Here is an 18,980-nt window from a genome sequence, read left to right on the forward strand (position 1 = left end):
TGAATTGAATGATCCGCTAAAGCAGCCCTTAATCAGCTTGGACTAGCGTCGGTGCATCGAATGTTGGAGGAAATGCGATGAAACGAACGCGACATATAGGTTTGACGGTGTTTGCGGCAGGGGCGCTCATGTTCGGCGTGCTGCATGGAGGTGAAGGCGTGGGCTTCGCTTCTTCCGCGCACGCTCAGGCGGGTGGACAAGGTGGTTCCGGCGGCGGTGGTGGTGGCGGCCGCGATGGTGCGGGAGAAGGGCCGGGCGCCGGCTCGAGCAACGCATCCGACCGGTCGGGCGGGTCGGGCGGGTCGGGCGCCGGTTCAAGCAGCGCATCCGAGAGCAACCAGTCGGGCGGGTCGGGCGCCAGCTCGAGCAGCGCATCCGAGAGCAACGGGTCGGGCGGGGCGGACGCTCCGGGCATGGCCACTTCAGCGGCGGCCCGCAATCCCGACACGCGGGGCGTGGAGAAGGCATTGAGCGTGGTGGAAACGACGCCGGCCACCGAGAGCGAGGCGCCCCAAACGCTTGCCGAGGCCCTTTCGCGCTGGTTGTCGCGCGGCGAGGGCGGCGAGGAAGAAGAGGCGGTCCAGTAGAGCAATTCCAGTGGAAGCCGATTCTCCGTCCGGAACTGCTCTATCTCTTTGTTTTTCCGCATTTATACGGACGTCAGGTGGCTCCACCTGACTGCAGAATACTATAAATCAAGTAGCTGGATCAGCTCGGCGTTTCCATGAAACGGTGAACTGGTCCAGCCACTCCTCCGGGTTCACCTTCGCCTCGCGGGCCGTGCCAGGCCGGCGTCGACTGCCGACGTCAGCCGCCTGCGGATTTCCTGATGGCCGCGATGTTATCACGGTAGTCGGCTTCGCCCGCGCCTCTGAAGACGGCCGAGCCCGCCACCAGCACATTGGCGCCCGCCTTCACCACCGCGCTTGCCGTTTCCGGTGTAACGCCGCCATCGATCTCGATATCGATGGGGCGATGGCCGATCATCGCCCTCACACGTTTGATCTTGTCGATCACCGAGGGGATGAAGGCCTGCCCGCCGAAGCCGGGATTGACCGTCATGAGAAGCACCAGATCGACCTCGTCGAGCACATACTCGATGACGTTTTCCGGTGTCGAGGGATTGAGCGAGACACCCGCCTTCTTGCCCAGCCGGCGAATGGTCTGCAGCGACCGGTGCAGATGCGGGCCGGCTTCCGCATGGACGGTGATGACGTCGCAGCCCGCCTCTGCGAAGGCCTCCAGATAGGGATCGGCCGGGGTGATCATCAAATGGCAGTCGAACACCTTGTCCGTACGGTCGCGGATGGCCTTGATGATCGGCGGCCCGAAGGTGATGTTGGGCACGAAATGCCCGTCCATGACGTCGAGATGAATCCAGTCCGCGCCCGCCTTGGCGACAGCCGCGACCTCCTCGCCGAGGCGCGAGAAGTCGGATGCGAGAATGGAAGGGGCGATCAGGGTGGGGCGGGTCATGCGCTGGTTCCGGACACGGCTGCGATTGCCCTGCCCCTACAGCATTTTGCTGCACAGTGGAATTGCCTGCGGCTCGAAAGCTTCCCCGCTCCTGCGAGCGATGGCGGCATTACATGCGAGAGATCATGCGGTGGCTCGCCGGATGCGTCATGCGCACCAGCGTGATCGGCCGGTCGTGCAGCCAGGTGATGCGTTCTCCGACGAAGACCGGATCGCCTTCCCGCAGATCGAGAAGCGCGGCCTCCTGCCGGTTGGCCGCGGCGGCCAGGAAGGTAAACTCCGCATCGGTGAAGGGCGAATTGCGCACCAGCCATTCATTCGGGCTGGTCTCGCCGAAATCCGCCTCGCGCGCCGAAGGCACGGCGCCCATATTGATCCAGCGGTCCTCTAGCTGATAGGCGCTCCCGTCCGAAAGATGCAGACAGCGCACATGCAGAAGCGATGCCGCAGCGGTCAGGTTCAGGCGCTTGTGAACGGCCTCCGGGGCAGGTTCTTCCTCCGCGTCCAGCAGGCGATAGCGGTACTCGCCGCCCTTGGCCTCGATTTCCTGGCGCACCAGCGGGATGACGAAACGCGCCTCTCGCACGGGATGCAGGGCGACACGTGTTCCGGCCTTGCGCTTGCGTTCGATGAGGCCGGAACGGGCAAGCTCCTGCAAGGCCCGATTGACCGTGGCGCGCGCCGCGCCGAACTCGCGCGCCAGTTCTTCCTCGCCCGGAATCAGCGCGCCCGGCGCCCAGGCGCGCTCGGCAATGCGGCGGGCCATCTCGTCGCGAATGGCGCGGAAGGAGGCGCGCATGGTCAGATCTGTCCCATGAGGCGCTTCATCGCGGCAAAATAGCGCCCGGCGATGGCCTCGCGCGCAACATGCCGTCCGCCCTTCACGCGATGGCGACCGGCCGACCAGAGATCGGTCACCGCATCGTTGGAGCCGGTGAAGAGCCAGCCGTCGAGACGGCCGTCATCCTCCTCAAAGCCGGCAAAGGACTTGGGATCGATGGCCACCAGGTCCGCCCAGTTTCCGACGTCCAGGGAGCCGGTCCGCCTGCCGAGCGCCCGCGCGCCGCCGCCGAGCGCCGCGTGATAGAGCGCGCGGCCGCTCGACGCGCCATGATCGGCCAGCACGACGCGGGCGCGGTCGCGCAGGCGCTGCGAATATTCGAGCTGCCGCAATTCCTCGGCAACCGAGATGCGGATATTGGAATCGGTCCCGACGCCGAGACGTCCTCCGGCAGCCCTATATTCCGGCCCGTTGAAGATGCCGTCGCCGAGATTGGCCTCGGTAACAGGACAAAGCCCGGCAACGGCGCCGGAACGGGCGAGCATATCCGTCTCCTGGCGGGTCATGTGGGTGGCGTGGATCAGGCACCAGCGCTCATCGATCGCGCATGTGTCGAACAGCCACTCCACCGGCCGCCTACCATAGGTGCGTTCCACCTCCTCGATTTCCGGCTCCTGCTCGGCAATGTGCATGTGGATTGGCCGGCCCGGCAGAAGGCCGCTCACCGCCTTCAGCTCTTCCGGCTGCACGGCGCGGATCGAATGCGGCGCGACGCCCAGGCCTGCATCCGGCGGCAGGGCGCTGACATGACGTTGGGCACTGGCCAGCAGGCTCTCGAAGGCAGGCAAGTCATTGCCGAAACGCTGCTGTCCCCCGGCAAGCGGCCGCCTGTCGACGCCGCCGTAGCGGTAGAGAACCGGAAGCAGCGTCAGGCCAATGCCCGTCTCCTGCGCCGCCGCGCAAATGCGGCCCGCGAGCGCGCCGATGTCGTCATAGGCTGTGCCGCCCGGCTGATGGTGGACATAGTGAAACTCGGCGCAGGCCGCGAACCCGGCCTCCTGCATCTCCATGAAGGCGAAGGCGGCGATGGCTTCGATATCGTCCGGGGTGAGCAGGTCGAGAAACCGATACATGATCTCGCGCCACGTCCAGAAACTGTCGCGGCCTTCGGGCCCGCGCCGCTCGGCAAGACCAGCCATGGCGCGCTGGAACGTATGGCTGTGCAGGTTCGAGACCGCGGGAAGAAGAACGGGAACGCGATAGGCGCCCTCCTCCCGGCTGCCGATCTCGACCGACGCTATGCGCCCCGCCTCGTCGATGCGCAGCAGAACAGCCCGCCGCCAGCCCTCGGCGGTCAGCGCGGCGTCGGCGAATATGGTCTGCATGCTGAAATCCCCGTTGACTTATTTTGTATATACATAATAGCATCAAGTCGAGACAAGAACAGGGCTTTAGCAGCGATGGCGCGTCAAATCATTACCGGCATCCGCCTCGCGGCCATGACGGCCGGCGGCGTGCCCTACGGGCTGGTTGAGGACGCTGCGGTCGCCGTAGAGGATGGGCGCATCGCCTTTGCTGGTGAGCGGGCGGCGCTTCCGCAAGGCTGGTCGGACGCGCCGGGGCAGGACTTCGGCGGCCGGCTGGCGACGCCGGCATTTGTCGACTGCCATACCCACATCGTCCATGGCGGCCATCGCGCGCGCGAATTCGAGATGCGGCTGCAAGGCGCGAGCTATGAGGAGGTAGCGCGCGCCGGCGGCGGCATCGTTTCCACCGTATCGGCAACGCGGGAGTTGAGCGAGGACGCGCTTGTCGCCGGCGCGCTGCCCCGGCTCGACGCCCTCATCGCCGAGGGAGTCGCAACGGTGGAAATCAAATCCGGCTACGGACTGACGGTCGCGGATGAATTGAAGATGCTGCGCGCGGCGCGCCGGCTGGGGCTGTTGCGGCCGGTGCGCGTGAAGACCACCTATCTGGCCGCCCATGCCCTGCCGCCCGAATACAAGGGCCAGGCGAACGCCTATATCGACGATGTGGTGCTGCCCGGCATGGACGCGGCGCACGAGGAAGGCCTGGTCGACGCGGTGGATGGCTTTTGCGAGGGCATTGCCTTCTCGCCCGACGAGATGGCCCGCGTCTTCGACCACGCGGACAAGCTCGGCCTTCCTGTTAAGCTGCATGCCGAGCAGCTTTCAAATCTCGGCGGAGCCCGGCTGGCCGCCTCCCATGGCGCGCTTTCGGCGGACCATCTGGAGTATCTGGACGAGGACGGGGTAGCGGCCATGGCGCGTGCGGGCAGTGTTGCCGTGCTCCTGCCGGGCGCCTTCTACACGCTGCGCGAGACGCAACTGCCTCCGGTGGATGCATTGCGCAGAGCCGGCGTGCCCATCGCCGTCGCCACCGATTGCAATCCCGGCTCCTCGCCGCTCGCTTCGCTTCTCCTGACCCTCAACATGGCCTGCACCCTGTTCCGCCTGACGCCGGAGGAGGCGCTTGCGGGCGCAACGCGCGAGGCTGCACGGGCCCTCGGGCTTGCCGGCGAGATCGGCACCATAGAGCCGGGCAAGCGCGCCGAGCTAGCCATCTGGGACGTCGAGCATCCGGCCGAACTCGCCTACCGCATCGGCTTCAACCCGCTCCATCGCCGCATCGTCGGAGACGCCGCATGATCCTCACGCTCTCCCCCGGCAGGGTCTCGGTTCGCGATCTCGAACGCATCTGGCGCGAAGGACTGCCCGTCAGGATCGATCCGGCCTACCACGGGCAGATCGAAGCCGCGGCGGCGCGCATCGCACAGATCGCCGGCGGCAGCGAGGCCGTCTACGGCGTCAATACCGGCTTCGGTAAACTCGCCAGCGTCAGCATTCCCGCGCAGGACGTGGCCGCACTCCAGCGCAATCTCATCCTGTCCCATTGCTGCGGCGTGGGCGCGCCCTTGTCGGCGGAGATCGTTCGGCTCGTCATGGCGCTGAAGCTGATGTCGCTCGGGCGTGGCGCCTCGGGTGTGCGTATGGAGATCATAGCGCTTCTGGAAGCCATGCTTGAAAAAGATATTCTGCCGGTGGTCCCGGAAAAAGGTTCCGTCGGCGCGTCGGGGGACCTTGCCCCATTGGCCCATCTAGCAGCCGCGATGATCGGCGCGGGCGAAGCTTTCTTTGCCGGCGAAAGAATGCCCGCCGCCGAGGCACTGGCCAAGGCCGGCCTCGCACCGGTGACGCTGGCCGCCAAGGAAGGGCTGGCGCTGATCAACGGCACCCAGGTTTCGACCGCGCTCGCTCTGGCCGGGCTCTTCAAGGCGCATCGGGCCGCAAGGGCAGCCGTCATCACCGGTGCGCTGTCGACCGACGCCGCCATGGGCTCGTCAGCTCCCTTCCACCCCGAGATTCACACGCTGCGCGGTCATAGAGGGCAGATCGACACCGCCGCCGCGCTCTGGACATTGCTCGAGCGCTCCGAAATCCGCGAGAGCCATCGCGAAGGCGACGAGCGTGTGCAGGACCCTTACTGCATCCGCTGTCAGCCGCAGGTGGACGGCGCTTGCCTGGACGTGCTGCGTCAGGCGGCGCGCACGCTGGAAATCGAGGCCAACGCGGTGACCGACAATCCACTGGTGCTTTCGGACGGGCAGGTTGTCTCGGGCGGCAATTTCCACGCCGAGCCGGTGGCGCTGGCCGCCGACCAGATCGCACTTGCGGTGTGCGAAATCGGGGCGATCGCCCAGCGGCGTATCGCGCTCCTGGTCGACCCGGCGCTCTCCTTCGGCCTGCCGGCATTCCTGGCCAAGAAGCCTGGCCTGAACTCGGGCCTGATGATCGCCGAGGTGACCTCCGCCGCGCTCATGTCGGAAAACAAGCAGATGGCGCATCCGGCCTCGGTCGATTCCACCCCCACCTCCGCCAATCAGGAGGACCATGTCTCGATGGCCTGCCACGGCGCCCGGCGCCTGCTGGCGATGACCGAGAACCTCTACGGCATCGTCGGCATAGAGGCCGTGACAGCGGCGCAAGGCCTCGACCTGCGCGCTCCATTGAAGACCGGCGCCGAACTGCAGAAAGCCCATTCCGCCATCCGCGCCGTTGTGCCGGAACTCGAAGCGGACCGCTTCATGGCGCCCGACCTGGAAAAAGCCATCGAGCTCGTGCGCTCCGGCAGCCTCAATGCCAGCATTTCGCCGGGCATCCTCCCGGAGTTGAGGAGCGAGCCGTGATCGGAATGGACATTTGTTCATGGCTTGGCGCAGCCCCTCACCCCGCCTGGTTCCGGCAGGCGGATGAGGGGCAGCGCGGCATTTCCGGAGGTCTTCGATGACCCCAGTCGACGTGCATCAGGGCACCTCGCCCATCATTCTCGGCCTGCCGCACACGGGAACCCATGTCCCGGAAGACATCCGCGCCCGTCTCAACGACCAGGGGCGGCTGCTCACCGATACGGACTGGCACGTCCACCGGCTCTATGATGGACTGCTGGAGGGCGCGACCACGGTGCGCGCGACATTCCACCGCTACGTGATCGACGCCAACCGCAGTCCTTCCGGCCAAAGCCTTTATCCCGGCCAGAACACGACCGGCCTGGTGCCGCTGATCGATTTCGACAATCGGCCGATCTGGAGACCGGGCCACGAGCCCACGGAAGCCGATACGGCCGAGCGGCTTGCCACCTTCCATGCCCCCTATCATGCGGCGCTCGCTGCCGAGATAGAGCGGGTGAAAGCTCTGCACGGCCTGGCCATCCTTTATGATTGCCACTCCATACGCTCCCATTGCCCGTTTCTCTTCGAAGGGCGGCTGCCCGATTTCAATATCGGCACCGACCACGGCAGGACATGCGCGCCTGCGATTGAGCGGGCGGTGGTGGATGTCTGTGAGGCGGCCGATGGCCACACCAGCGTGCTCAACGGCCGCTTCGTCGGCGGCTGGACGACGCGTCACTACGGACAGCCGGACAACGGGCAGCACGCCATCCAGATGGAACTCGCGCAGGCAACTTATCTCGCCTCCGAGGCCCTGCCCTTTGCTTATGATCCGGACAAGGCGGAGCGCCTGCGCCCGCATCTGAAGGTTGTTCTTGAACGCCTCGAGGACATCGCGCTGTCGATGAAAAGGAAAGAGCGATGACAAACCCGCGCCACAACATCCGCGACGTGAAAGCCCCGCGCGGGCCGGAACTCAACGCCAGGAGCTGGCTCACGGAAGCGCCGCTGCGCATGCTGATGAACAATCTCGACGCCGAGGTGGCCGAAAACCCCAATGAGCTCGTCGTCTATGGCGGGATCGGCCGGGCGGCGCGCACCTGGGATGATTTCGACCGCATCGTGGCGACGTTGAAAACCCTCGGTGAGGACGAGACGCTGCTGGTGCAGTCGGGCAAGCCGGTCGGCGTGTTCCGCACCCATGCGGATGCGCCGCGCGTGCTCATCGCCAATTCCAACCTCGTGCCGCATTGGGCAAACTGGGACCACTTCAACGAGCTCGATAGGAAGGGCCTCATGATGTACGGCCAGATGACGGCCGGCTCATGGATCTATATCGGCAGCCAGGGCATCGTGCAGGGCACCTACGAGACCTTTGTCGAGGCTGGGCGCCAGCACTACGGCGGCGACCTCAAGGGCCGGTGGATACTGACGGCGGGGCTGGGCGGCATGGGCGGCGCGCAGCCGCTGGCCGCCGTCATGGCAGGCGCCTGTTGCCTGGCGATCGAGTGCGACGAGACCCGCATCGATTTCCGCCGCCGCACCCGTTACGTCGACGAAAAGGCGACCTCGCTCGACGAGGCGCTGGAGATGATCGACCGCTGGACCAAGGCCGGCGAGGCGAAGTCGGTCGGCCTGCTCGGCAACGCTGCCGAGATCGTGCCGGAGATGGTGCGCCGGGGTGTGAAGCCCGACCTGGTGACCGACCAGACCTCGGCCCACGATCCCGTCAACGGCTACCTGCCGAAAGGCTGGACGGTGGCTGAATGGCGCGAGAAGCGGGAGAGCGATCCGAAGGCGGTGGAAAAAGCCGCCCGCGCGTCGATGCGCGAGCATGTGGAAGCCATGGTCGCCTTCTGGAACCGCGGTATCCCAACCCTCGATTACGGCAACAATATCCGGCAGGTGGCGAAGGAAGAAGGCCTGGGGAACGCTTTCGCCTTCCCCGGCTTCGTGCCGGCCTATATCCGCCCACTGTTCTGCCGCGGCATCGGCCCGTTCCGCTGGGCGGCCCTTTCAGGCGACCCGGAAGACATCTACCGCACCGACGAGAAAGTGAAGGAGATACTGCCCGACAACGAGCACCTTCACCGGTGGCTGGACATGGCGCGCGAGCGCATCGCCTTTCAGGGCCTGCCGGCGCGCATCTGCTGGGTTGGCCTTGGCGACAGGCATCGTCTGGGCCTGGCATTCAACGAAATGGTGGCCAAGGGTGAACTGAAGGCGCCGGTGGTCATCGGCCGCGATCATCTGGATTCGGGCTCCGTCGCCTCGCCGAACCGCGAAACGGAGGCGATGAAGGACGGTTCGGACGCCGTCTCCGACTGGCCGCTGCTCAACGCGCTGCTCAACACCGCCTCCGGCGCGACCTGGGTTTCGCTGCACCATGGCGGCGGCGTCGGCATGGGTTTCTCGCAGCATGCGGGCATGGTCGTCTGTGCCGACGGCACCGATGCGGCGGCGGCCCGGCTGGAGCGCGTCTTGTGGAATGACCCGGCGACCGGCGTCATGCGCCATGCCGACGCCGGCTACGAGGAAGCGCTCGACTGGGCGAGAAAACAGGGATTGCGGCTGCCCGCGATCCTGGGAAATTAGAGCATGATCCCGAAAAGGGACTCCGGTTTTCGGCAACCATCCTGATCTAAACGACAAGGGGAACGACAATGAAAAGACGTCAATTCTTGCAGACAGCGGGTATAGCCGGCGTGGCGACGGGGCTGGCCGCACCGGCAATCGCCCAGGACAAGCGCACCTGGAACATGGTCACCGCATGGCCGAAGAACCTGCCCGGTCCCGGCGTTGCCGCGCAAATGCTCGCCGACCGCATCACCGCACTGTCGGGCGGACGGCTGGAAGTCAGGCTCCACGCGGCGGGTGAGCTGGTTCCAGGCAATGGTGTCTTCGACGCCGTCTCCGAGGGCACGGCCGAACTCTACCATGCGGTGCCTTCCTATTGGGGTTCCAAGTCGCGCGGCATTCTCCTGTTCGGATCGCAGCCCTTCGGCCTGCGCGCCGACGAGCAGCTTGGCTGGCTGATGCATGGCGGCGGTCAGGAACTCTATGACGAGATGTATGGCCGGTTCGGGCTGAAACCTTTCCTGTGCGGCAATTCGGGCCCGCAGTGGCAGGGCTGGTTCCGCAACGAGATAAACTCCGTGGACGATCTCAGGGGCCTGCGTTTCCGCACCACGGGGCTTGCCTCGGAAATGTGCGCCAAGCTGGGCATGGCCGTTCAGGCCATGGGGGGCGGCGACATGTTCCAGGCGCTGCAGTCGGGCGCGCTGGATGCCGGCGAATTCATCGGCCCGTGGAGCGATTCGGCTCTCGGCTTTTATCAGGTCGCCAAGAACTACTACTGGCCGGGCGTTGGCGAGCCTTCCTCGGCGGAGGAATGCGCGGTCAACATGGCGGCCTACGAGGAACTGCCGGAAGACCTCCAGCAGGCCGTCGCCTATGCTTGCGAGTCCCTCTACAATCCGGTCTGGACCGAATACTCCACCAAGCACGCCCAAGCGCTCAAGCAACTCGTCTCCGAGCACGGCGTTCAGGTGAAGCAACTGCCCGAGGATGTCATGGTGGCGATGGGCAATGCGGCCGGCGAGGTGATTGCGGAACTGCGCGAGGACGACGACGAACTCGTCAAGCGGATCGTCGAGAGCTTCCTTGCCTACCGCCAGAGCATCGCCGAATACATGGTCTACGCCGACAACGGGCAGATGAACGCCCGCGCGCTGGACTATAACTACGGCGGGTGATCGACTGCTTGCGGTGGGGCGCGCCCGTCCCGCCGCGAAGTCCCTCCGGAAAGAAACCGACCCGCTTTGCGAATGGGAAAACCAATCCATGCAGCGCTTGGCAACCGCGCTTGATCAGGTGAACATTGCCGTCGGCGCGACCGTGCGCTGGCTGGCGCTCATCATGGTGCTCGTGCAGTTCGGCACTGTGGTCCTGCGCTATGTCTATGGCGTCAGCTTCATCTTCCTCAGCGAAAGCGTCCTTTATCTGCACGCCGCGCTCTTCATGCTTGGCGCGGGCTATACGCTGCTGGTGGATGCCCATGTGCGCGTCGACATCTTCTACGGCTCGCTCTCCACGCGCAAAAAGGCGCTCATCGACATATTGGGCGCGACCCTCTTCCTGCTGCCTTCCATGGTGATGATCGCGTGGTTCTCCTGGCCGTCGGTCCGCAATTCATGGGCGGTGATGGAAGGCGCGATCTCCGTCGGCGGCATTCCGGCTTCGTTCCTCCTGAAGTCGCTCATTCCCGCATTCTGCGGCCTGCTTGTCATTCAGGGACTGGCCTGCCTACTGCGCGATCTGGCGCTTTACCGCGACGGGACGAATGCCGCATGAGCCTGCCGCTCGATCTTCTCATGTTCGCCGCCCTCATCGCGGCCATTCTCGTTGGTTATCCCGTTTCCTTCATGATGGCGGGAACCGCCGCCATTTTCGCCCTGATCGGATGGATGACCGGGCAGTTCCATCCCGCCCTCCTTGGTGCGCTCGGCCAGCGCGTCTTCGGCCTTTTGACGAATAACGTGCTGATCGCCATCCCGCTCTTCGTCTTCATGGGCGTGGTGCTGGAGAAGAGCCGCATTGCGGAAGAGCTTCTTGAAACCATGGGCCGGCTTTTCGGCGCCATGCGCGGCGGCCTCGGCGTATCGGTCGTGCTGGTCGGCGCGCTGCTTGCCGCCTCGACGGGTATCGTCGGCGCGACCGTTGTGGCGATGGGCCTGATCGCACTGCCCACCATGGTGCGCAACGGATACGATCCGAAGCTTGCCTCGGGCATCGTCTGCACCTCCGGCACGCTCGGCCAGATCATCCCTCCCTCGACGCTGCTGATCATCCTCGCCGACGTCATGTCGAACGCCTTCCAGCAGGCGCAATACGAGCAGGGCAAATTCTCGGTCGAGACCATATCCGTGGGCCAGGTCTTTGCAGCGGCGCTCCTTCCCGGCCTGACACTGGTCGGCGTCTATATCGTCTATCTGCTGATCAAGGCGACTTTCGTCCCCCAATCCGCTCCCGCGCTGGCGGAAGCCGGAGAGCGTCCCTCCGCGCGCCAGATCATGCGCGCCGTGGTGCCGCCGGTTCTGCTCATCGTGGCTGTCCTGGGCTCCATACTCGGCGGCGTCGCGACGCCCAGCGAGGCGGCAAGCGTCGGCGCGGTCGGCGCGCTGCTTCTGGCCGGCGCGCGGGCGGAGAAGAATGCCCGCCTCATCGTCGCCGGCGCGGCCGCCCTCGGCCTCGTCGCCGTCCTGGCCGGCTCCGTGCCGGTGCGCCTGCAGCGCAGCGATACCGATATGGCCGACTGGGCACTCGGCGGATTTCTCACCCTGTTGGTGCTGATGGGCCTTGCGGCCGTCCTGCAATCGGTGTGGCGGGCGCAAAAGAAGGGGATCCTGACCCCCATCGTCACTTCGACCATGACCGTGACGGCGATGATCTTCGCGACGATCCTGACCGCGTCGGTCTTTTCGCTGGTGTTCAGGGGCTTGGGCGGCGATGTGCGGGTGGAAGAATTCCTCACGCAGATGCCCGGCGGCCCGCAAGGCGCGCTGATCTTCGTGATGGTGCTCATCTTCGTGCTCGGCTTCTTTCTCGATTTCGTCGAGATATCGGTGATCGTGCTGCCGCTGGTCGCGCCCATCCTCATCCTCATGGGGCACGATCCGCTGTGGCTGGCGGTGCTTATCGCCATCAACCTGCAGACCTCGTTCCTCACCCCGCCCTTCGGTTTCTCGCTGTTTTATCTGAGGTCGGCCGCGCCCAAGGAGATCACGACCAGGCAGATCTATCGAGGGGTTATCCCCTTCATCATGCTGCAGATCGTCGGCATGGCGGTGATCTGGTTCGCGCCGGCCGTTTCCACCTGGCTACCGCGCATCATATTCTGAGGTCCAGGATGCGCCCCAAGCAGCGCGCCGGTGGATTGTCAAGAAACTGACATTTCGCCGACATCGCAGCTTCACGCACGACCGCTAGGCCATGTCGCGAATAAGGACGAAAGCGTCCGCGGGATATGGGAGTGGTCATGCTTGAGATACGCGGTGTAACCCGCCGCTTCGGCAAAACGGTTGCGGTGAAAAATGTCGATGTGAAGATCGCCGAGGGCGAGATGGTCGGCGTCATCGGCCGGTCGGGCGCCGGAAAGTCCACCCTGCTTCGCATGATCAACCGGCTGATCGAAACGAGCGAAGGCGCCATCACCTTCCGCGACCTTGAGGTCTCGAAACTCCGCGGCACAGCCCTCCGGCGCTGGAACCGCGACTGCGCGATGATCTTCCAGCAGTTCAACCTCGTACCGCGCCTCGACGTCCTGACCAATGTGCTGCTTGGCCGGCTCAACCATCGCCCGACGGCGATGAACCTTCTCAACATCTATTCCCGCGAGGAGCGCATCCAGGCGATCGCCGCGCTGGAGCGGCTCGACATCGCCCATACCGCCCTGCAGCAGGCAGGAACGCTCTCCGGCGGGCAGCAGCAGCGCGTGGCCATCGCCCGTGCGCTGATGCAGGAGCCGCAGATGATCCTGGCGGACGAGCCCATCGCCTCGCTCGACCCGCTCAATGCCAAGGTGGTGATGGATTCGCTTGCCGACATCAACGCCCGCGACGGCATCACGGTCATCACCAATCTGCACACGCTAGATACGGCGCGACACTATTGCAGCCGCATCATCGGCATGGCGCACGGCGAGGTTGTGTTCGACGGCACGGCGAGCGAGCTGACCGCAGCGGCCGTGCGGGAAATCTACGGTGCCGACACAGCCGGCGAAGGCGTATCCGAGGAGATCACCTCGACCAGCATCGAAACGCCCGCACGGCCGCGCCGCGAGCGGGCGCTTGAACCGGCATTGGCAGGTTAGGCCCGGCGGAACGCCCGCCCGGCCAAAAACGAAAGTCACAACCTCACAAATCGATTGCCGGAAGAACCGGCATGCAACAGGAGAGACGGACATGTTGAAGAAAACTCTGTTGGGCGCCGTGGCATTCACGGCTTTGATCGTCGGCGCGGCCCAGGCCGAGGACCTCAAGGAATTCCGCATCGGCATTCTCGGCGGCGAGAACGAAGCCGACCGCATGCGCAACTTCCAGTGCATGACCGAGGCGCTGCCGGAAGTGCTGGGCGTCGAAAAGGTTTCGCTGTTCCCGGCATCCGATTATGACGGAGTCGTGCAGGGCCTGCTCGGCGGTACGCTGGACTATGCCGAACTCGGCGCTTCGGGTTACGCCAAGGTGTATCTGGAAAATCCGGATGCGGTCGAGCCGATCCTCACGACGGTGCAGACGGACGGTTCCACCGGCTACCATTCGGTGATGGTGGCGCGCAAGGATTCGGGCATCCGCACGCTCGAAGACCTCAAAGGCAAGAAGCTCGGCTTCGCCGACCCTGATTCCACCTCCGGCTATCTCGTCCCCGCCGTGACCCTGCCAAAGGCGCTGGGCATGCCGATCGAGGAGCATGTCGCCGAAACGGGCTTCGGCGGCGGCCACGAAAACCTGGTCCTCGAAGTGGTCAAGGGCACATTCGATGCCGGCACCACCTGGGCCTCCGGCGTCGGCGATTTCTCCGACGGCTATACCTCCGGCAACCTGCACAAGATGGTGGAGAAGGGCATCCTCGACATGGACGATCTGGTCGAGGTCTGGAAATCGCCGCTGATCCCCAACGGCCCCGTCGTCGTGCGCACCTCGATGGACGACAGCATGAAGCAGGCCTTCAAGGACTTCATGATGAAGCTGCCGGAGAGCGACCCGGAATGCTTCTCCGCCATCCAGGGCGGCGACTACAAGGGCTACACGGAAGTCACGCCGGCATTCTACGAGCCCATCATCGACGCCCGCCGCTCGAAGATCGGCTCGTAAACACGATCCATTGAGGCAGCGCGCCGCCCTTCATCCGCCTGCCGACAGAGGCAGGGGCGAGGGGCGGCGTATGCCGGCTGAAAGCTCCGCGCGCAGAAGCACACAATGACCGCAACCACCCATCATCCCGGCCTCTCCGAAGCCGGCCAGACCGTCGAACGGCATTTCCGGATGCTGGCCGGGCGCAAGCGTCTCTATACGATCGGCGGCATCTTATTCATGGTCCTGGCCATGGGCGGTTCCCTGTGGTTCGCCAATGAATCGAACGCCGGCAAATTCTTCGACCGACTGCCCTATCTGTTCGATTTCGTCGGCCAGATGGTGCCGCGCGACGGTATGGAAATATGGCGGGCGCTGTTCGATCTGCCATCGCCCTATGACGATGGCAGCCTCAAATACAACTACCCCGAAGGCCGGATCTATTTCACCCAGTCGCTCTATCTGCCGGAATATTTCTACAAGATGCTGGAGACGATCAACATAGCGCTGGTGGCGACGCTGATCGGCTTCGGTCTCGGCTTCGTGCTGTGCTTTCTGGCCGCCTCCAACCTGATGACGCGGCGCTGGCTGCGCTTCTTCGTCCGGCGCTTCATGGAACTCCTGCGCGCCTTTCCCGAGATCGTCATAGCCGGCTTCTTTCTGGCGATCTTCTCGCTCGGAGCGGTCCCCGCCATCATCGCCGTCGCCGTCCACACGATCGGCGCGCTGGGCAAGATGTTCTTCGAGGTCGTCGAGAACGCGGACCTGAAGGCCGAGGAAGGGCTGCGCGCGGCGGGCGGCAATTGGGTCGAAAGGGTCTGGTTCGGCGTCGTGCCCCAGGTCCTACCGAATTTCCTGAGCTACGGGTTGCTGCGGTTGGAAATAAACGTGCGCGCCTCCACCATCATCGGTGCGGTGGGCGGCGGCGGCATCGGGGAAGCGCTGCGGCTTTCGATCAGCCAGACGCATGAGGCCAAGACCCTCGCGATCATCCTGCTCCTGTTCTGCACCATCGTGGCCGTGGACCAGTTCTCGGCGTGGCTGCGCCGCCGCCTCGTCGGCAGCCAGACATTCGAATTCGGCCGGGGAGGCTGAAATGAGCATCACCCATGACATTCACGGCGTTGCGGCCCGCCATCCCGAAGTTTTCGCCCGCTCGCTGCGCAAGCGGCTGACCGGCTGGCTCGTCGGCGCCGGCATCATCGCCTATCTGGTTTTCGCCTGGTGGTTCTTCTCGATCGGGGCGGTCCTGTCCGGGGCCAATTGGGGCATTGCCGGCAACTATCTTGCCGATTGGGTCTCCTACGAAGTCCGCCCGGACATAGACTTCAAAGACAACCATCTGGAAATCTCCTATCCGCGTTTCTCCCCGCTGGGAGCCGATCCCCAGCCGGACTGGGTTTCCCTGAAATCGCAAACGGTCGAGATTCGATCCGAGGCCAAGCCGACGGCCACCGAGGGCGCGACCTCGGGAGCCGGCTTCCTCGGCAGTCTCGACGATGGCGGCTCGCAGGACGATACCGACAGCTTTCTCGGCCCGGTCGCGGGCGCAGACAGCGGATCACCGCGGCAGGCCGACAGCGAACCGGCCGCATCGAGGCGGGAAGCGGTGGTGGAAGCTTCCGTCGAGTTCGGCGACGCCGGCCGTGTCGATATCCTGCCCGGTCTGGTGCGCCTGACCCGCGGCGGCGAGACGATCATGCTGGAGATCGACCGGGCCACCGGCGTCATCGCGCCCGGCGATCTTCCTTCCTGGGCAAGCCAGCGCGAGCCTGGCGCGAAGGTGACGGTCTATTTCGGCTTCGCCGGTCGCGCCGAAATCCGCGACAACAAGGTCAAGATCAGCCGCCGGTTCTTCGGCTGGGAGAATTTCTTCTTCGACCCGCGATCGCCCTTCTGGGGCCGGCCGGTCGGGGAGGTTGCCAGTCTCATCCTGTTCGGCCCGCGCCTGCAGCCCGATATTTCCAACGCCGCGCTCGCCTTCGACAATTTCGTCAATAATTCCGAGTGGCAGCACGGGGACGTCTGGCTGAAGCTCTTGCAGACCATCGTCATGGCTTTCGCGGGCACGGTGCTCGCGGTGATCGTGGCTTTTCCGCTGTCTTTTGCTGCCGCGCGCAACATCTATCCGAGCCGCATCGCCAACTTTGCTCTTAAGCGGCTGTTCGACTTCCTGCGCTGCGTCGACATGCTCATCTGGGCGCTGTTCTTCACCCGCGCCTTCGGGCCGGGACCGCTGGCGGGCATTTCGGCGATCTTCTTCACCGACACCGGCACCTTCGGCAAGCTCTATTCCGAAACGCTGGAGAACATTGACGACAAGCAGCGCGAGGGCGTGCGCTCCGTGGGTGCCTCACCCGTCGTGGTGCAGCGCTACGGCGTGCTGCCGCAGGTGCTGCCGGTGTTCCTGAGCCAGGCGCTCTACTTCTGGGAATCGAACACGCGCTCGGCCACGATTATTGGCGCCGTGGGCGCAGGCGGCATAGGCCTGAAGCTGTGGGAAGCCATGCGCACGAATTCGGACTGGGAGAACGTGGCCTATATGGTGCTGCTCATTTTGATGGTGGTGTTCGTTTTCGACAATATATCGAGCATGCTCCGCCAGCGTTTGATAGGAACCGACGCAAGAAGCGCGCATTGAGGTTATGATGGCTGGACCGGTCGGTGGCCGGCAACTGAATCTGTCGGCGGCTTCGTCTTTCTGTCACGCAAATCGCCTATTGCAACGCGATCGGTTATAGAAACCAGCGCAGTTTCAGGAACAGAGGCCGGTTTCCGCCCGGAATTGCGCAGAATCAGGTAATCCGGAGCGCGCGAGGATGAAAAGCATGCGGTATGCGATATATTTCACGCCCGGAAAGGACGATCCGCTCGGGCAGGTTGCCGCCAGATGGCTGGGACGCAGCCCGTTTGCACGGGATGATGCAAGGCCGATTGGCGTCGACGGTTTCTCAGCCGCCGAAATGGCCTTTCATACGGCTCCGCCCCGGCGCTACGGTTTTCACGCCACGCTGAAGGCGCCTTTCCGGCTTGCAGAGGGGCGCAGCGAATCCGAGCTGGTTTCGGCCTTGGACGCATTTGCCTCCCGGCGTGAGCCCGTGGTGGTCGAACGCATTGCCGTGGCACGGCTCGACGGGTTCTTCGCCATCGTCCCGCAAGTGCCTTTTGAAGCGCTCGACCGGCTGGCCTCCGACATCGTGACGGAATTCGAACCCTTCCGTGCGCCGCTGACGCAAGCCGAGATCGAGCGCCGCAATCCAGATAGTCTTTCGCCCGCGCAGCTAAAGAATCTTCACAAATGGGGCTATCCTTACGTGCATGACGAATTCCGGTTCCACATGACGCTGACCGGCCGCGTGCCCGCCGCCGAGGCACCGCGCATGGAAAAGGCCATAGAGGCCTTCTTCGGCCCGCTGCTCCTGGAGCCGCTCGACATTTCGTCGCTGGCTCTTTTCGCCGAACCGGAAGCCGGCGCGCCATTCCACATCAAGTCCTTCCACGAGATGGGTCGTGCAAGGGAGAGGAAAACCGCCTGACATGACATCGCAGATAATTTTCAAGAACGCCCGCATCGTCCTGGCCGACGAGGTCATCGACGGGGCCGTCCATGTTCGGGACGGCAGGATAGAAGATATCTCCAGGGGCCCGGTCTCCGCCGGCGGCGAGGACATGGAGGGCGATTATCTGATCCCCGGCCTCGTCGAACTGCACACGGACCACCTGGAGCGCCACTATGCGCCGCGCCCCAAGGTGCGCTGGAATCCGGTCGCCGCCGTTCTGGCCCACGATGCGCAGATCGCTGCCTCGGGCATTACCACGGTCTTCGATGCGCTGCGCGTCGGCCTCGACGAGGACAGCGATATGATGGTGGACGACGTGCGCGCATTGGCTGACGCCATCGCAGGAAGCATGGATGCCGGCCGGCTGCGGGCCGAGCATTTTCTGCATCTGCGCTGCGAAGTCTCGGCCTCCGATTGCCTGGAAGGCTTCGCCCTTCTTGCCGGCGACGACCGGGTGAAGCTTGCATCGCTGATGGATCATTCTCCGGGCCAGCGGCAGTTCACGAACCTTCAGGCCTACGCCACCTACTACAAGGCCAAGATGAACCTGGACGATGCGGGTTTCGAGAGGTTCTGCGAAAAACGCACGAGCGAATCGCGCGCCAATTCCGCGCCCAACCGCCGGGCCATCGCCGAGGCATGCCGGGAGCGTGGGATCATCCTCGCCAGCCACGACGACGCGACCACTGACCACGTGGCTGAGGCGGAGCGCGATGGCGTGCGCGTGGCCGAATTTCCAACGACGGCCGAGGCGGCAAGGGCCTCCAAGGGTTCCGGCATGGCGGTGCTGATGGGCGCGCCCAACGTGGTGCGCGGCGGCTCGCACTCGGGCAACGTCTCGGCACGCGAACTGGCGCTTGGCGGTGACCTCGACATCCTTTCTTCCGACTATATTCCCTTCAGCCTGGTCCAGGCGGCGTTCCACCTGGGCGAGGTTGTCGATGGAATTTCCCTGCCCGAGGCGGTCGCGAAGGTATCGAAGAACCCTGCCGAAGCTGTGGGCCTGACCGACCGCGGCGTCATCGAACCCGGCCGCCGGGCCGACCTCGTCCGCGTCCGGCTCGATACCGGCATTCCCGTCGTGCGCACCGTCTGGCGCGCCGGCGAGCGTGTGGCCTAGGAAA

Annotated in this window: 17 protein-coding genes; 14 read left to right on the forward strand and 3 right to left on the reverse strand. The window is 64.7% G+C overall.

The genetic code is table 11. The annotated features are described in order from the left end of the window. The first annotated feature begins 77 nt into the window (after positions 1 to 77). Positions 78 to 587 (forward strand): hypothetical protein, encoded by a 510-nt coding sequence (locus NTH_RS10590; protein WP_338529986.1) that lies wholly within the window; start codon positions 78 to 80, stop codon positions 585 to 587. A 220-nt stretch (positions 588 to 807) separates the two neighbouring features. Here NTH_RS10590 and rpe read toward each other — a convergent pair whose 3' ends face one another. The 3 genes from rpe to NTH_RS10605 form a co-directional block, all read right to left on the reverse strand. After that, a complete protein-coding gene (gene rpe, locus NTH_RS10595; RefSeq protein WP_338529987.1) occupies positions 808 to 1,476 on the reverse strand; it encodes a ribulose-phosphate 3-epimerase in 669 nt (222 codons plus the stop codon). A gap of 109 nt (positions 1,477 to 1,585) precedes the next feature. Then, a complete protein-coding gene (locus NTH_RS10600) occupies positions 1,586 to 2,275 on the reverse strand; it encodes a GntR family transcriptional regulator (RefSeq protein ID WP_338529988.1) in 690 nt (229 codons plus the stop codon). Between the two features lie 2 nt (positions 2,276 to 2,277). After that, positions 2,278 to 3,642: a formimidoylglutamate deiminase gene (locus NTH_RS10605; RefSeq protein WP_338529989.1), complete on the reverse strand. Its 1,365-nt coding sequence runs from the start codon at positions 3,640 to 3,642 to the stop codon at positions 2,278 to 2,280. A 75-nt stretch (positions 3,643 to 3,717) separates the two neighbouring features. On the opposite strand from NTH_RS10605, the gene hutI reads away from it, so the two are divergent. From hutI to NTH_RS10670, 13 genes are all read left to right on the forward strand, one after another. After that, complete coding sequence (gene hutI / locus NTH_RS10610; RefSeq protein ID WP_422392380.1) at positions 3,718 to 4,926, forward strand: imidazolonepropionase; 1,209 nt, start codon at positions 3,718 to 3,720, stop codon at positions 4,924 to 4,926. Continuing rightward, entirely contained in the window at positions 4,923 to 6,464 is a 1,542-nt protein-coding gene (gene hutH, locus NTH_RS10615) for a histidine ammonia-lyase (protein WP_338529990.1), read from the forward strand. Before hutI ends, hutH begins: the two co-directional genes overlap by 4 nt. Before the next feature lie 97 nt (positions 6,465 to 6,561). Further along, complete coding sequence (gene hutG, locus NTH_RS10620) at positions 6,562 to 7,371, forward strand: N-formylglutamate deformylase (RefSeq protein ID WP_338529991.1); 810 nt, start codon at positions 6,562 to 6,564, stop codon at positions 7,369 to 7,371. Continuing rightward, positions 7,368 to 9,041 (forward strand): urocanate hydratase, encoded by a 1,674-nt coding sequence (hutU, locus tag NTH_RS10625; protein WP_338529992.1) that lies wholly within the window; start codon positions 7,368 to 7,370, stop codon positions 9,039 to 9,041. Before hutG ends, hutU begins: the two co-directional genes overlap by 4 nt. 68 nt (positions 9,042 to 9,109) lie before the next feature. Then, entirely contained in the window at positions 9,110 to 10,201 is a 1,092-nt protein-coding gene (locus NTH_RS10630) for a TRAP transporter substrate-binding protein (RefSeq protein ID WP_338529993.1), read from the forward strand. Between the two features lie 88 nt (positions 10,202 to 10,289). Further along, entirely contained in the window at positions 10,290 to 10,799 is a 510-nt protein-coding gene (locus NTH_RS10635) for a TRAP transporter small permease subunit (RefSeq protein WP_338529994.1), read from the forward strand. Beyond that, the gene (locus tag NTH_RS10640) at positions 10,796 to 12,346 is read left to right on the forward strand and encodes a TRAP transporter large permease (protein WP_338529995.1); all 1,551 of its coding nucleotides are present in this window, start codon (positions 10,796 to 10,798) and stop codon (positions 12,344 to 12,346) included. The genes NTH_RS10635 and NTH_RS10640 overlap by 4 nt, the downstream gene beginning before the upstream one ends. A 137-nt stretch (positions 12,347 to 12,483) precedes the next feature. Beyond that, the gene (phnC, locus tag NTH_RS10645; RefSeq protein ID WP_338529996.1) at positions 12,484 to 13,317 is read left to right on the forward strand and encodes a phosphonate ABC transporter ATP-binding protein; all 834 of its coding nucleotides are present in this window, start codon (positions 12,484 to 12,486) and stop codon (positions 13,315 to 13,317) included. Between the two features lie 91 nt (positions 13,318 to 13,408). Then, positions 13,409 to 14,317 carry a phosphonate ABC transporter substrate-binding protein gene (gene phnD / locus NTH_RS10650; protein ID WP_338529997.1) on the forward strand — a complete coding sequence of 303 codons (909 nt, stop codon included), beginning with the start codon at positions 13,409 to 13,411 and terminating at the stop codon, positions 14,315 to 14,317. A 105-nt stretch (positions 14,318 to 14,422) separates the two neighbouring features. Next, positions 14,423 to 15,391, forward strand: coding sequence for a phosphonate ABC transporter, permease protein PhnE (phnE, locus tag NTH_RS10655; RefSeq protein ID WP_338529998.1), 969 nt, complete (start codon positions 14,423 to 14,425; stop codon positions 15,389 to 15,391). Between the two features lies 1 nt (position 15,392). After that, positions 15,393 to 16,937 (forward strand): phosphonate ABC transporter, permease protein PhnE, encoded by a 1,545-nt coding sequence (gene phnE / locus NTH_RS10660; RefSeq protein WP_338529999.1) that lies wholly within the window; start codon positions 15,393 to 15,395, stop codon positions 16,935 to 16,937. A 187-nt stretch (positions 16,938 to 17,124) separates the two neighbouring features. Then, complete coding sequence (locus NTH_RS10665) at positions 17,125 to 17,832, forward strand: DUF1045 domain-containing protein (protein WP_338530000.1); 708 nt, start codon at positions 17,125 to 17,127, stop codon at positions 17,830 to 17,832. Between the two features lies 1 nt (position 17,833). Next, positions 17,834 to 18,976: an alpha-D-ribose 1-methylphosphonate 5-triphosphate diphosphatase gene (locus NTH_RS10670; protein ID WP_338530001.1), complete on the forward strand. Its 1,143-nt coding sequence runs from the start codon at positions 17,834 to 17,836 to the stop codon at positions 18,974 to 18,976. The last annotated feature ends 4 nt before the right edge of the window (positions 18,977 to 18,980 follow it).

Origin of the sequence: Nitratireductor thuwali (assembly GCF_036621415.1) — a bacterium.
In the GTDB taxonomy this organism is placed as follows: domain Bacteria; phylum Pseudomonadota; class Alphaproteobacteria; order Rhizobiales; family Rhizobiaceae; genus Chelativorans; species Chelativorans thuwali.

Coding starts and splice junctions, on each gene's coding strand:
- hutH (WP_338529990.1), top strand. CDS start 4,923: ATGATCCTCACGCTCTCCCCCGGCAGGGTCTCGGTTCGCGATCTCGAA.
- phnC (WP_338529996.1), top strand. CDS start 12,484: ATGCTTGAGATACGCGGTGTAACCCGCCGCTTCGGCAAAACGGTTGCG.
- hutU (WP_338529992.1), top strand. CDS start 7,368: ATGACAAACCCGCGCCACAACATCCGCGACGTGAAAGCCCCGCGCGGG.
- NTH_RS10635 (WP_338529994.1), top strand. CDS start 10,290: ATGCAGCGCTTGGCAACCGCGCTTGATCAGGTGAACATTGCCGTCGGC.
- phnE (WP_338529999.1), top strand. CDS start 15,393: ATGAGCATCACCCATGACATTCACGGCGTTGCGGCCCGCCATCCCGAA.
- NTH_RS10640 (WP_338529995.1), top strand. CDS start 10,796: ATGAGCCTGCCGCTCGATCTTCTCATGTTCGCCGCCCTCATCGCGGCC.
- hutG (WP_338529991.1), top strand. CDS start 6,562: ATGACCCCAGTCGACGTGCATCAGGGCACCTCGCCCATCATTCTCGGC.
- NTH_RS10600 (WP_338529988.1), bottom strand. CDS start 2,275: ATGCGCGCCTCCTTCCGCGCCATTCGCGACGAGATGGCCCGCCGCATT.
- NTH_RS10590 (WP_338529986.1), top strand. CDS start 78: ATGAAACGAACGCGACATATAGGTTTGACGGTGTTTGCGGCAGGGGCG.
- rpe (WP_338529987.1), bottom strand. CDS start 1,476: ATGACCCGCCCCACCCTGATCGCCCCTTCCATTCTCGCATCCGACTTC.
- phnD (WP_338529997.1), top strand. CDS start 13,409: ATGTTGAAGAAAACTCTGTTGGGCGCCGTGGCATTCACGGCTTTGATC.
- phnE (WP_338529998.1), top strand. CDS start 14,423: ATGACCGCAACCACCCATCATCCCGGCCTCTCCGAAGCCGGCCAGACC.
- NTH_RS10670 (WP_338530001.1), top strand. CDS start 17,834: ATGACATCGCAGATAATTTTCAAGAACGCCCGCATCGTCCTGGCCGAC.
- hutI (WP_422392380.1), top strand. CDS start 3,718: ATGGCGCGTCAAATCATTACCGGCATCCGCCTCGCGGCCATGACGGCC.
- NTH_RS10605 (WP_338529989.1), bottom strand. CDS start 3,642: ATGCAGACCATATTCGCCGACGCCGCGCTGACCGCCGAGGGCTGGCGG.
- NTH_RS10630 (WP_338529993.1), top strand. CDS start 9,110: ATGAAAAGACGTCAATTCTTGCAGACAGCGGGTATAGCCGGCGTGGCG.
- NTH_RS10665 (WP_338530000.1), top strand. CDS start 17,125: ATGCGGTATGCGATATATTTCACGCCCGGAAAGGACGATCCGCTCGGG.